The organism is Saccharopolyspora montiporae (assembly GCF_015209505.1).
GTDB lineage: Bacteria > Actinomycetota > Actinomycetes > Mycobacteriales > Pseudonocardiaceae > Saccharopolyspora > Saccharopolyspora montiporae.
This window is the reverse complement of record NZ_JADEYC010000021.1, coordinates 60,485-72,963: the sequence shown is the minus strand read 5'-3', so window position 1 is coordinate 72,963 and position 12,479 is coordinate 60,485. Positions and strand designations below refer to the sequence as shown.

Genomic DNA, 12,479 nt, shown 5'->3' with positions numbered 1-12,479 from the left:
TGCGGGATCACGACAACGAGTGGCGTCCTACGCCACGTCGGGGCTGCCCTCGCCCGCACCGCTGAGAACCCGCGGCGGTGCCGGTTGATCGGTGGGGTGGAAGCGGCTTTCGCCGCTTGGGAAAAGTCCTAGCTGAGCGGGTTTTCCATGGATGCGGCGGCCACTGCTGGTGGTCGCCGCACCCGTGCGTGCGGGTTGCGGGAATACCCGTCGCACACGCAATACGGCCGCCCACCGGTGGGAACCAGTGGGCGGCCGCATTGCGTGTGTGTTCAGTCCGCCTGGCGCAGGGTGGCCATGGCGCGGTCTACCTCCCAGAAAGCCCGCATGGAGTGCAGCAGGCCGCCGCCCGCCGAGCGGTAGACGAACACACCCTCGGCGTCCATGCAGCTGCCGTCGCCGAGGAACGTGCGGATCAGGCCGACATTGGCCGATTCATCGCCCGCGGCGAAGGAATCGGCGATGTGGAACTCGATGCGCTCGGCCTGGGCGATGGCCGTGTCCCAGAACGCGGCGATGGCCGTGCGCCCGTGGTGGCCGTGCCCTTCCGGATCGAACATCGACGGTCCGACCGGGTCGGCGACGAACCCGTCCTCGGCGAACAGCGCCACCCACGCCTGCTTGTCCCCACGGGCGACCGCGCGCATCGAGGCCCGCGACAGATCGCGGGCCGGATGCGGTTCCTCGGTCGCCGACCAGAAAATTCCGTCCTCGTCGGCCATGATCTCCCTCCCGGAGCGCTCAGAACGCCGAGACGACCTCGTCGGCGAACCGTCGGATGCTGTCCTGCTTGTCGCGCAGCGGCGCGTGGAAACCGTATCCCTCCAGCATCCACGGCACCGTGATCGCGTCCGTGACGCCGATGTCGGCCTGCTCGCGGTAGCCGTCCCGTCCGAACCGGTCCACGCAGACCGCCTGGATCTCGAACGGCCCGGTGTTGCCGTATTCGCGGCGTAGTTCGCTGAGCGTGCCGATCGTGCTGCGCAGTTCGTCGATGCCCATCATGGCCGAGGCCCAGCCGTCGCCGACCCGCGCCGCGCGGCGCAGGGCGGGCTTGCTGTGCCCGCCCACGTAGATCGGCATCGCGCGATCCGGGGCCGGACTCATCTGCAGCTTGCCGAAATCGAAGTGCTCGCCATGGTATTCGACCATCCCGCCGCGCAGAATCCGGCGGATGATCTCGATGGACTCGTCGACCCGGGCGCCGCGCCGCTCGAACGGAGCGCCGCACCACTCGAACTCCTCCGGGGCCCACCCCACGCCGACGCCGAGCCCGAACCGGTCGCCGGTGAGCACGGCGACCGAGGCGAGCTGGCGGGCGAGCAGCACCGGATTGCGCGGACCGAGCTTGAGTACCGAGGTGTAGAACCGGATCCGTTCGGTGGCCGCACCCAGTGCGGCGGTCGTCACCAGCGGGTCCGCCCACGGGGTGTCCGCGTCCCACATGCGCGAACCGTCGGCGGTGTAGGGGTAATCGGCCGAGACGTGTTCGGAGTAGAACAGCGAGTCCGGCAGGGCCACCGACGAGAACCCGCACTCCTCCGCGGTGCGGGTGAGCTCGGTGAGCTCGGTGAGCGGACACATGGCCAGGGACAGCGTGAACTTCATCGTTCCTCCGGTCGATTCGAGCCCACGACCCACATGCTGAAGTACTGCGAGCCGCCGCCGTAGGCGTGTCCGAGGGCGGTGCGCGCACCGTCGACCTGGTGGTCGCCGGCCTTGCCGCTGACTTGCATCGCCGCCTCGGCGAACCGCAGCAGGCCGGAGGCGCCGATCGGGTTCGACGAGAGCACGCCGCCCGACGGGTTCACCGGAAGTCGCCCATCGGGGCCGGTCTCGCCGGCATCGGTGAGCTTCCAGCCGCCGCCCTCGGCCGTGAACCCGAGGTTCTCCAGCCACATCGGTTCGAACCAGGAGAACGGCACGTAGATCTCGGCGACGTCCACATCGGACAGTGGATCGGTGATGCCCGCTTCGCGCCAGAGCCGCGCTGCCGCGTCCCGTCCGGCCTGCGGATCGACCTGGTCCCGGCCGGCGAAGGTGGTCGGTTCGGTGCGCATGGCCGTGGCGTGGATCCAGGCCGCCGGGCGTCCGGCGGCGGTGCTCTCGTCGCCGATGACCACCGCGCACGCCCCGTCCGAGGACGGGCAGGTCTCGTCGTAGCGGATCGGGTCCCACAGCATCTGCGAGGCCAGCACCGAATCCACCGTGATGTCCGGTTGCTGCAGGTGCGCGTACGGGTTGCGCGACCCGTTCCGCCGGTCCTTGGCCGCCACCACGGCGCCGATGTGGTCGGGCGCTCCGGAACGGCGGATGTAGGACCGGACGTGCGGGGCGAAGTAGCCGCCCGCGCCCGCGCCGACCGGCATGCTGAACGGTGGCAGGATGGACAGCGCCCACATCGCGTTCGACTCGGATTGCTTCTCGAACGCCACGGCCAGCACCCGCTTGTGCGCGCCGCTCTGCACCAGGCTCGCCGCGACGTTGCCGGTGGATCCGCCGACGGAACCGGCGGTGTGCACCCGCAGCAGCGGCTTCCCGGTGGCGCCGAGGGCATCGGCCAGGTAGAGCTCCGGCATCATGACGCCCTCGAACAGGTCGGGCGCCTTGCCCAGCACGACGGCGTCGATGTCCGGCCAGTCCAACCCGGAGTCGGCCAGCGCCTCATCGACCGCCTCCCGGCACAGGCCGGCCATCGAGACGTCCTTGCGCTTGCTGGTGTGCCGGGTCTGCCCGGTGCCGACCACCGCGGCCAGCTGCTTGCCCATCAGTTCCTCCTCGCTGCGCTGTCGAGCACGCACACCAGGTTCTGCTGCAGCGCAGGGCCGCTCGTGGCGTGCGCCAGCACCCGCTCGTCCTGGCCGTCCATGACCCGGCGCGCGGCCGCGCCGATGCGGGACAGGCCCGCGGAGAACATCGGATTGCCCGCCAGCGCGCCGCCGGAGGGATTGACCCGCACGTCGGGACCGAGCCCGATCTCCTCGCGCAGCAGGATTTCCTGGTGGCTGAACGGTGCGTGCAGCTCGGCAGTGGTGACCCCGTCGGTGCCGGCCGCGTGGGCGGCGGAGCGCGTGGACGGGGATCGGTCGAGGTCTCGCGCACCGAGCTGGCCGCTCTCGATCCGGTGCTCGATCCCGCTGATCCACGCGGGGGCCGCGTGGATGTCGCGGGCCCGGTCGCCCGCGGCCAGGACCACGACCGAAGCACCGTCGGTGATCGGGGCGCAGTCGTGCTTGCGCAGCGGATCGGCCAGGTAGGGCTCGTCGAGCAGGTCGCTCGCCGACACCTCGCCGGACAGCTGCGCGCGGGGCCGGCCCGCGGCGTTCGCGCGGCTGCGGGCCACGACCTCGGCCATGTCGCGCTCGGTCCAGCGACCGCTGTCCAGGCCGGTGCGTGCCTGCAATCCGGCGATGCTCACCGAATCCGGCCACAGCGGTGCCAGCGAGTAGGGGTCGAGCTGCAGGGCCAGCGTCCGGCGCAGATCGCCGGCCGAGGACTTGCCGAAGCCGTAGACGAGCGCCGTGTCCACCTCGCCGGTCCGGATCTTCAGCCACGCCTCGTAGAGCGCCCACGCGGCGTCCATCTCCACGTGTGATTCGTTGATCGGCGGGGACGCGCCGAGAGCATCGACCGCGGCGATGAACGAGAACGCCCGCCCGGCCAGGTAATCCGAGGACCCCGAGCACCAGAAACCAATGTCCTCCTTGGTCAACCCCGTCTCGGTGAAGACCTCCTGGAGCAGGGGTACCAACATCTCGACACCGTTCGTGGTGCCCTGGGTCTCGCGCACGTTCGGTGCCTGGGCGAAACCCACTACGGCAACGTCGGTCACGGCAACTCCGTCCGGTTCACAGGTGCTGTGCGTAGCTTTCGAACGGTGCGTCCGGTTCACCGCTCGGCTCGAAGTGGTCGATGTTCTGCAGCGTGTGCTCCCACTCGTCCCGGGGCTTCCAGACCCCGCGGACCCGCATGCCCATCCGCACCTCGTCGGCATTGCAGCCCAGCACCAGGTGCAGGAACGGGATGTCGGCCCCGTCCAGCAGCACGTAGGCCGAGACGTAGGGCGGCTGGATGCGTTGGCCGAGGAACGGCACGTTGACGATGCAGAACGTGGTCACCGTCCCGGTGTCGGCGAGCTCGACCTCCTCGTCGGTCGGCACGCCGTCGGTCGGGCAGGCCCCGCGCGGTGGGATGTAGACCTTCCGGCACACCGGGCAGCGCTGGCCGACGAGCCGTCCCTCGCGCAGGGCGCGCAGGTAGCGGCTCTCCTCCGGGGATGCGGAGTGCTGGTAGCTCAGGTGCACGGGCGCGATGATGGAGCCGACCGGTTCCGACTCGGCGGACCCGTCCGCGTCCCCGTCGGGCTGCGGCGACGGCTGCTCGGTGTCGGAGGCGGGCTCGAAGCACTCGATGTCCCGGATGCCGTTCCCGCGCTCTGCCGCCCAGCGCACCCGGACCCGCATCCCGGTGCTCATCCGCTCGGGAGCCCCCGCGTCCACCGCGTGCAGCATCGGCGTGTCCGCACCGTCGAGGCGGATCAGCGCCCAGCCGAAGGGGTGGGAAAGCGGTTGCCCGGCAGCGGGTTCCGGCATCCAGCTCCAGGTGACGACCGTTCCGGTCGTGGAGACCTGGACGAAATCGTCCAGGCGCTCGGCGGTTTTCGGGTCGAACTCCGCGGGTGGTACGTGCACCCGCCCGTCGCTGCCGCGGATGCCGAGGATGCGGCCTTCGCGCAGCCCGGTGGCGAACCGGCTCAGCACCGGTCCCAGCGAGCGCGTGTAGTCGAAGCCGATGTCCAGGGGGGCGCTGAGCGGTTCCGAGATCTCGGTCACGAATCGAGTGAAACATGTTCTCGATTTCCCGGCAAGATCCGTGCAGGATGGGGCGCAGAACCCGAAGCCCACGGAGGTCCGCTGATGAAGATCGGCCTGCAGCTCGGCTACTGGGGCGCCGGCCCGCCGGAGGGGACCGCGGAGATCGTCGACGCCGCGGAAGAACGGGGTTTCGACTCCGTTTTCGCCGCCGAATCCTGGGGATCGGATGCGTTCACCCCGCTGTCCTGGTGGGGTTCGCGCACGTCCCGCGTACGGCTGGGCACGTCGGTCGCGCAGCTGTCCGCGCGATCACCCGCGTCCTGCGCGATGCACGCGCTGACCCTGGACCACCTCTCCGGCGGCCGGTGCGTGCTCGGGCTGGGGGTGTCCGGCCCGCAGGTGGTCGAGGGCTGGTACGGCGCCCCGTTCGCCAAACCCCTCGCCCGCACGCGGGAGTACGTCGCCGTGGTCCGTCAGGTGCTGGCCAGGGAAGCGCCGGTGCGCGCCGCGGGGCCGCACCACCCGCTGCCCTACGACGGGCCGGGATCCACCGGTCTGGGCAAACCGCTCAAGCCGATCACGCATCCGCTGCGCGCGGATCTGCCCATCTGGCTGGGTGCGGAGGGGCCGCGCAACGTCGCGCAGACCGCGGAGATCGCCGACGGGTGGATCGCGGTCTACTTCTCGCCGAAGGTCGCCGGCACCTACGCGGACTGGCTCGCCGAGGGATTCGCCCGCCCCGGCGCGCGCCGCACGCGGGAGGAGTTCGAAGTCGCCGCGGGCGCCCAGGTCGTCGTCACCGACGATCCCGCGGCCGAGCGTGCGCGGTTGAAACCCTCGCTGGCGCTCTACATCGGCGGGATGGGCGCGCCCGGCATGAACTTCCACGCCGAGCTGTTCCGCCGCATGGGGTACCCGGACGCGGTCGAGGACATCTCCCGGCTGTTCGCCGCGGGGGAGCGCGACCGCGCCACGGCCGCAGTTCCGGACGAGCTGGTCGACGACATCGCGATCATCGGCGACGCCGAGCACGTGCGGTCGCGGGTCGCGGAATGGGAGCGGGCGGGGGTGGACACGCTGCTCGTGGGCTGCCGGGACCCGGAGCAGGTCGCCACGATCTCGTCCGCGCTGCACCTGGGAAGCGCTGCGGACAACGAGCAGGCCCTGAGGGGTTGAGCACGACTGGAACAGGTTCTTGCGAACCGAACGAGCGAGAGGAGCGGCCCCGTGCCCGACACCGGTCTCTGGAAGATCGCCGAGCAGGATCCGGACCGCACCGCCGTCGTCGACCCGGACGGCGCGCAGGTCGATTACGCCACCCTGGCAGCCCGCGCCGACCGCTACGGGCGCGGACTGCAGAGCGCCGGGTTGCGCCCCGGCGACAGCATCGTCGTGCAGCTGCCCAACGGGATCGACCTGCTCGCGTGCTACTTCGCCGCGATGCAGACCGGTCTGTACGTGGTGACGGTGAACTGGCACCTGGTGGCCGATGAGATCGCCTACATCATCGGGGACAGCCGGGCGGCGGTGTTCATCGCGCACGAGCGGTTCGCCGATACCGCCCAGCAGGCCGCCGAGCAGGCCGGGATCGCGCCCGCCGCGCGGTTCTCGGTCGGTGAGGTGGCCGGTTTCCGCCCGCTGGACGAGCTCGGCGCCGACGAACCCGCGGGCAGGCCCGACGTGCGCACCACGGGATCGCCGATGCTGTACACGTCCGGCACGACCGGCAAGCCCAAGGGAGTGCGCCGCCCGCTGAGCGGGGGCGATCCGGACGAAGTCCCTGCCGCGGCGCGGTGGTTCTTCGGGATCTTCGGGCTGGAGCCCTTCGACGGGCACGTGCACCTGTGCGGGTCGCCGCTCTACCACACCGCCGTGCTGAACTTCGTGAGCCACTCCATCCAATTCGGACACACCGCGGTGCTGATGGACAAGTGGGAGCCGGAGGAGATGCTGCGGCTGATCGAGAAGCACCGGGTGACGCACACGCACATGGTCCCCACGCAGTTCCGCAGGCTGCTCGCTCTGGACGAGGAGGTCCGCGGGCGCTACGACGTCTCCTCGATGCGCGCGGCCATCCACGGGGCCGCGCCGTGCCCGCCCGAGGTCAAGCGCGCCATGCTCGACTGGTGGGGCCCGGTGGTGGTCGAGTACTACGCGGCCACCGAGGGCGGTGGCACCTCGATCGGCGCGGAGGAGTGGCTGCGCAAGCCGGGTTCGGTGGGCACGGCGTGGCCGGGTGCGACGGTGAAGGTCCTCGACGACGACAAGAACGAGCTGCCCGCCGGCGAGATCGGCACGGTCTACCTGCGGATGGGCGGGTCGAGCTTCGAGTACCACGGTGACGAGCGCAAGACCAGCGAATCCCGCGCGGGCGACCTGTTCACCATCGGCGACGTCGGTTACCTGGACGAGGACGGCTACCTGTTCCTGCGCGACCGCAAGAGCGACATGATCATCTCCGGCGGGGTGAACATCTACCCGGCCGAGGTGGAGAACGTGCTCGCGGTACACCCGGAGGTCGCCGATGTGGCCGTGTTCGGCGTGCCGCACGACGACTGGGGCGAGCAGGTGAAAGCCGTGGTGCAGCCCGCTCGCCCTCCCGCGGGGTCCGGGTTGGCCGAGGACCTCCTGGAATTCGCGCGCGAGCGGCTGGCCAAGTTCAAGGTCCCGCGCAGCGTCGACTTCGTGGACGAACTGCCCCGCGATCCCAACGGCAAGCTCTACAAGCGCAGGCTGCGTGACCCGTACTGGGCCGATCGGTCGGCCGATATCTGAGCCGGGAATGCCGCACCCCGAGCCGCGGCGGGCTCGGGGTGCGGCGGACTCCCGGTGTCAGCGGCCGCGGAACTCCGGGGTGCGCTTGGCGGCGAAGGCGCGCGGTCCCTCCCGGGCGTCCTCGCTGCCGAAGACCTCCATGCCGGTGCGCGCGTCCAGCGCGAACGCCTCCTCCTCGTGCATGCCCTCGGTGTCCCGGATCGTGCGCAGCATCGCGCGCACCGCCACGGGTCCGTTGGCGGCCACCAGCTCGGCCAGCTCCAGCGCCGTGTCCAGCGCCTGGCCGTCCTCGACGACGCGCCCGATCAGCCCGATCTCCTTGGCCTCGGCAGCGGTGACGTGCCGGCCGGTCAGCAGGATCTCCGCGGCCACCGCGTACGGGATCTGCCGCGGCAGCCGCACGGCCGAACCGCCCAGCGGGTAGAGGCCCCAGCGCGCTTCGGATACCCCGAACTTCGCGCTGCGCCCGGCGACGCGGATATCGGTGGCCTGCAGGATCTCGGTACCGCCCGCGACCGCGGGGCCCTCGACTGCGGCGATGAGCGGTTTGGTCAACCTGCGCCCCTTCAGCAGGGGTTCGATGACCGACAGGTCCGATCCGCCCGAGGTGTCGCCGGGGTGCGAGCTGTTCATCGCCTTGAGGTCGGCGCCGGCGCAGAACGCCCCGCCCGCTCCGGTGAGCACGCAGGCCCGGATGGACTCGTCGCCGTCGACCTGGTCCCACGCCGCGCGCATCGTGGCCAGCATCGGTCCGGACAGCGCGTTCTTGGCGTCCGGGCGGTTGAGCGTAACCACGAGCACGGCGCCGCGTTGCTCCACCAAGCAGTGCGGCTGCTCCGCGCTGTCGACCGTCGTTGTCATCCGAGACCTCCCGGGAGGGCGACTTTTCGAAGAAGGCGTGCTTTTCGGGTTCTTGCCAGGGACGATAACACGTTCTAGTTTCTCTGGTGTGGCACACAACATCGCAGATCTCTTCGAGCACGCAGTCGATCTGACCCCGGATCGCCTCGCCGTGGTCTGCGGCGAGGAGCGACTCACCTTCGCCCAGCTGGATCAGCGCGCCAACCGGCTGGCCCATCACCTGGCCGCGCACGGTATTCGGCGCGGCGCGCACATCGGCGTGTATTCCCGCAATTCCATCGAAGCCCTGGAGACGATGCTGGCCGCGTACAAGCTGCGGGCGGTACCGGTCAACGTCAACTTCCGCTATGTTCCCAACGAGCTGCGCTACATCTTCGGCAATGCCGACCTGGCTGCCCTGGTGCACGAGCGGCGCTACAGCGCGCACGTCGCCGAGGTGCTCCCCGAGCTGCCTGACCTGAAACACGTTCTCGTTGTTGAGGACGGCACGGAGGAGAACTTCGACGGCTACGGCGGGATCGCCTACGAGCAGGCGCTGGCCGGCCATTCCGGTGAGCGGGACTTCGGTCCGCGCAGCGATGACGACCTCTACCTGCTGTACACCGGCGGCACCACCGGTATGCCCAAGGGCGTCATGTGGCGGCACGAGGACGTCTGGCGGGTGCTCGGCGGCGGCATCGACTTCATGACCGGTGAGCCGATGCGCGACGAGTGGGAGCAGGCCCGCACCGGCGCCGACAGCGGCGGGCTCGTGCGATTACCCGCGGCCCCGTTCATCCACGGCGCCGCGCAGTGGGCGACGTTCGGCAACCTGTTCGCCTGCAGCCCGGTCGTGTTCGTCCCGCAGTTCGACGCGCACGACGTGTGGCGGGCCGTGCAGCAGGAGCGGGTCAACGTGCTGGCCATTGTGGGTGACGCCATGGCCCGACCGCTGATCGAGGCCTACCACGAGGGCGACTACGACGCGTCCTGCCTGGTGGCGATTTCCAGCAGCGCGGCGCTGTTCTCCCGTTCGGTGCAGCAGCAGTACCTGGCGGCGCTGCCGAACGTGGTCATCACCGACTCGGTGGGATCCTCGGAGACCGGTTTCTCCGGGATCGGCGTGATCAGCGCGGATTCGGCCGCGGCGTCGGGTCCGCGGGTCAACGCCGATTCCTCGGCCGCGGTCATCGACGAGCACGGCGAACGCGTCGCACCGGGCAGCGGCCGGATCGGCAAGCTCGCCCGCAGCGGGCACGTCCCGCTCGGCTACTACAAGGACCCGGACAAGACGGCCGAGGTCTTCGTGCAGATCGACGGCCAGCGCTACGTGATGCCCGGTGACTACGCCATGGTCGAGGAGGATTCCACGATCACGCTGCTCGGGCGCGGTTCGGTCTCGATCAACACCGGTGGGGAGAAGGTCTTCCCGGAGGAAGTGGAGAACGCGCTCAAGGCCCATCCGGACGTCTTCGACGTCCTCGTGGTCGGGGTGCCCGACGAGCGGTTCGGCCAACGCGTGGCCGCGGTCGTGCAACCCCGCCCCGGCGCGCGGCCCGGGCTGGCCGAGCTGGACGAGCACGCGCGGGGACTGGTGGCCGGCTACAAGGTGCCGCGCAGCCTGTGGGTCGTCGGGGAGATCACCCGCTCGCCCAGCGGGAAACCGGACTACACCTGGGCCCGGGAGCACACCGAGGAGCACCCGCCGGACGAGGTGCTCGACCGGGCCCGCAGCGCGGGAACGGCCTGAACGGCGACGACGTGCCGCGCTGGTGCGCGGCGGGAACGGGGAAGTGATGCGGACGAGGCTGTGCGAGGAACTGGGCATCGAACACCCGGTGGTGGCGTTCACGCCCTCCGAGCACGTGGCGGCGGCGGTCAGCAGGCAGGGCGGGCTCGGTGTGCTCGGTTGCGTGCGGTTCAACGACGCCGACGAGCTGGACTCGGTGCTGGACTGGATGGACCGCAACACCGACGGCAAGCCCTACGGGGTCGACGTGGTGATGCCGGCCAAGGTGCCCCAGGAAGTGGAGGGGCTCGACCTGGACGAGCTGATCCCGGCTGAGCACCGGGATTTCGTCTCCCGGACGCTGGACGAGCTGGGTGTGCCGGGGCTCGACGGAGAGGGCGGGGCCGCCGGGGTGCTCGGCTGGTTGCACTCGGTGGCGCGCTCGCACGTGGACGTGGCACTGCGGCACCCGGTGCGGCTGATCGCCAACGCGCTGGGCTCGCCGCCGTCCGACGTGATCGAGCGCGCGCACGACGCCGGCGTGCAGGTGGCGGCCCTGGCGGGCAAGGCCGAGCACGCGCGGCGGCACGTGGCCAACGGGGTGGACATCGTGGTGGCGCAGGGCCACGAGGCCGGCGGGCACACCGGTGAGGTCGCGACGATGGTGCTGGTCCCGGAGATCGCCGCCGAGGTCGGCGCCGAGGTGCCGGTGCTGGCCGCGGGCGGGATCGGTTCCGGACGTCAGCTCGCCGCCGCGCTCGCGCTCGGCGCGGAGGGGGCTTGGACCGGCTCGATCTGGCTGACGACCAGCGAGTACCAGAAGACCACCGGAGAGTCGGCGACCCAGCGCGCGCTGCTGTCGGCGGGCTCGTCGGACACGGTGCGCTCGCGGATCTACACCGGCAAACCCGCCCGGCTGCTCAAGACCCGGTGGACCGACGCCTGGGCGCAGCCCGGGGCACCGGAGCCGCTGCCGATGCCGCTGCAGAACATCCTGGTCGGCGAGGCGCACGAGCGGATCATGCGCTCGGCCGACCCGTCGGTGGTGTCCATGCCGGTCGGCCAGATCGTGGGGACCATGAACCGGGTGCGGTCGGTCGCCGAGGTCTTCGACGATCTGCTCGGCGAGGCCGAGCGGACCTTCCAGCGCCTGGACGGCCTGCGCTGAACCCGGCCGCCTCCCGTCCGCACCGACGCGGACGGGAGGCGTGCCGTCAGGCGGGGTCGCGGTCCAGGTACCCGGACAGCCGGGTCAGCTGCGCGGTGGCCCCGCCCAGGGCGAACTCGGTGCGCTTGGCGGCCACGAAGTAGCGGTGCAGCGGGTGGTCGAGGTCGATACCGACCCCGCCGTGCACGTGGACGGCGGTGTGCGCCACCCGGTGCCCGGCCTCGGCTGCCCAGAACTTCGCGGTGGCGATATCGGCGTCGCAGTCCAGGCCCTCGGCCAGCCGCCAGGCCGCCTGCCACAGGGTCAGCCGGACCGCCTCCACGTCGATGAACCCGTCGGCCAGGCGCTGGCCCACGGCCTGGAACGTGCCGATCGGCCGGCCGAACTGCTCGCGCTGGCCGGCGTACTCGGCGGTGAGTTCCAATGCGCGCTCGACGATGCCCAGCTGCAGCGCGCAGTGGCCGAGCAGCGCGCGGCGCACCAGGTGCGGGAGCGCTCCGTCGTCGTCGAGCACGTGGTCGCTGCCGACCCGGACGCCGGACAGCTCCAGCCACCCCTCGCTGTCGCCGTCCACGACCTGCTGCCGGTGCAGCTGGAACTGCTGCGGTGCCACGAGGAAGACCCGTGCGCGCCCGTCGTCGGCGGTGGCCGGGACCAGGACGAGATCGGCGATCCCGGCGGCGGGCACGGCGCATTTGGTGCCGTCCAGCACCCAGCCGCCGTCGGCCTGCCGCGCGCGGCACGCCGGCTGCGCGGGGTCCGGATCGCCGGGTTCGGTCAGCGCGGCGGTGAGCACGAGATCACCCGCGGCGGCCGGACGTGCCCACTTCGCGCACTGCTCGGCGGTGCCGAACCGCGCGATGGTGTCCGCGGCCGCGGCGATCGAGGTGAGGTAGGGGACCGGGGCGACGCTGCGCCCGCATTCGACGAGCACGCTGCACTGTTCGAGCACACCGAAACCACCGCCGCCGGCGTGGTCGGGCAGCGCGGCGGACAGCACGTCGGCGGCTGCGAGCTCGGCCCACAACCCGGCGTCGAACCGGTCGGTGCCCTCGTCGATCTCGCGCAGCCGGTCGTTGCCGGTGGCGTCGGTGAGGATGGTGCGGGCCAGGCCGGACAGGTCGGTCTGCGCCTCGGTGGGGGTGAAGTCCAT

Annotated in this window: 11 protein-coding genes; 4 read left to right on the top strand and 7 right to left on the bottom strand. The window is 71.2% G+C overall.

Annotated features, from left to right (window positions below; translation table 11 throughout):
* Positions 1-272: 272 nt before the first annotated feature.
* The 5 genes from IQ251_RS13600 to IQ251_RS13580 are packed head-to-tail and all read right to left on the bottom strand — an operon-like array spanning position 273 to position 4,823.
* Positions 273-722, bottom strand: coding sequence for a nuclear transport factor 2 family protein (locus IQ251_RS13600; protein ID WP_193928927.1), 450 nt, complete (start codon positions 720-722; stop codon positions 273-275).
* 19 nt (positions 723-741) lie between these two features.
* Positions 742-1,608 (bottom strand): TIGR03619 family F420-dependent LLM class oxidoreductase, encoded by an 867-nt coding sequence (locus IQ251_RS13595; RefSeq protein WP_193928926.1) that lies wholly within the window; start codon positions 1,606-1,608, stop codon positions 742-744.
* Positions 1,605-2,768, bottom strand: a complete 1,164-nt coding sequence (locus tag IQ251_RS13590; RefSeq protein WP_193928925.1) for a thiolase family protein — start codon at positions 2,766-2,768, stop codon at positions 1,605-1,607. Before IQ251_RS13590 ends, IQ251_RS13595 begins: the two co-directional genes overlap by 4 nt.
* Entirely contained in the window at positions 2,768-3,832 is a 1,065-nt protein-coding gene (locus IQ251_RS13585; RefSeq protein ID WP_193928924.1) for a thiolase family protein, read from the bottom strand. Before IQ251_RS13585 ends, IQ251_RS13590 begins: the two co-directional genes overlap by 1 nt.
* 16 nt (positions 3,833-3,848) lie before the next feature.
* The gene (locus tag IQ251_RS13580; protein WP_370591397.1) at positions 3,849-4,823 is read right to left on the bottom strand and encodes a Zn-ribbon domain-containing OB-fold protein; all 975 of its coding nucleotides are present in this window, start codon (positions 4,821-4,823) and stop codon (positions 3,849-3,851) included.
* A gap of 93 nt (positions 4,824-4,916) precedes the next feature.
* Between IQ251_RS13580 and IQ251_RS13575 the strand changes: the two genes are divergently transcribed.
* Both IQ251_RS13575 and IQ251_RS13570 read left to right on the top strand, forming a co-directional pair.
* Complete coding sequence (locus IQ251_RS13575; protein ID WP_193928922.1) at positions 4,917-5,990, top strand: LLM class F420-dependent oxidoreductase; 1,074 nt, start codon at positions 4,917-4,919, stop codon at positions 5,988-5,990.
* Between the two features lie 51 nt (positions 5,991-6,041).
* Positions 6,042-7,589, top strand: a complete 1,548-nt coding sequence (locus IQ251_RS13570; protein ID WP_193928921.1) for an acyl-CoA synthetase — start codon at positions 6,042-6,044, stop codon at positions 7,587-7,589.
* Between the two features lie 57 nt (positions 7,590-7,646).
* On the opposite strand, the gene IQ251_RS13565 is transcribed toward IQ251_RS13570, so the two are convergent.
* Positions 7,647-8,450: a crotonase/enoyl-CoA hydratase family protein gene (locus IQ251_RS13565; RefSeq protein WP_193928920.1), complete on the bottom strand. Its 804-nt coding sequence runs from the start codon at positions 8,448-8,450 to the stop codon at positions 7,647-7,649.
* An 88-nt stretch (positions 8,451-8,538) separates the two neighbouring features.
* Between IQ251_RS13565 and IQ251_RS13560 the strand changes: the two genes are divergently transcribed.
* Together IQ251_RS13560 and IQ251_RS13555 are read left to right on the top strand one after the other, a co-directional pair.
* Positions 8,539-10,179 (top strand): acyl-CoA synthetase, encoded by a 1,641-nt coding sequence (locus tag IQ251_RS13560; protein ID WP_193928919.1) that lies wholly within the window; start codon positions 8,539-8,541, stop codon positions 10,177-10,179.
* Positions 10,180-10,225: 46 nt separating this feature from the next.
* Positions 10,226-11,326, top strand: a complete 1,101-nt coding sequence (locus IQ251_RS13555) for an NAD(P)H-dependent flavin oxidoreductase (RefSeq protein WP_193928918.1) — start codon at positions 10,226-10,228, stop codon at positions 11,324-11,326.
* Positions 11,327-11,372: 46 nt separating this feature from the next.
* Here IQ251_RS13555 and IQ251_RS13550 read toward each other — a convergent pair whose 3' ends face one another.
* Positions 11,373-12,479 (bottom strand): acyl-CoA dehydrogenase family protein, encoded by a 1,107-nt coding sequence (locus IQ251_RS13550; RefSeq protein ID WP_193928917.1) that lies wholly within the window; start codon positions 12,477-12,479, stop codon positions 11,373-11,375.

Coding starts and splice junctions, on each gene's coding strand:
- IQ251_RS13600 (WP_193928927.1), bottom strand. CDS start 722: ATGGCCGACGAGGACGGAATTTTCTGGTCGGCGACCGAGGAACCGCAT.
- IQ251_RS13595 (WP_193928926.1), bottom strand. CDS start 1,608: ATGAAGTTCACGCTGTCCCTGGCCATGTGTCCGCTCACCGAGCTCACC.
- IQ251_RS13590 (WP_193928925.1), bottom strand. CDS start 2,768: ATGGGCAAGCAGCTGGCCGCGGTGGTCGGCACCGGGCAGACCCGGCAC.
- IQ251_RS13575 (WP_193928922.1), top strand. CDS start 4,917: ATGAAGATCGGCCTGCAGCTCGGCTACTGGGGCGCCGGCCCGCCGGAG.
- IQ251_RS13565 (WP_193928920.1), bottom strand. CDS start 8,450: ATGACAACGACGGTCGACAGCGCGGAGCAGCCGCACTGCTTGGTGGAG.
- IQ251_RS13555 (WP_193928918.1), top strand. CDS start 10,226: ATGCGGACGAGGCTGTGCGAGGAACTGGGCATCGAACACCCGGTGGTG.
- IQ251_RS13550 (WP_193928917.1), bottom strand. CDS start 12,479: ATGGACTTCACCCCCACCGAGGCGCAGACCGACCTGTCCGGCCTGGCC.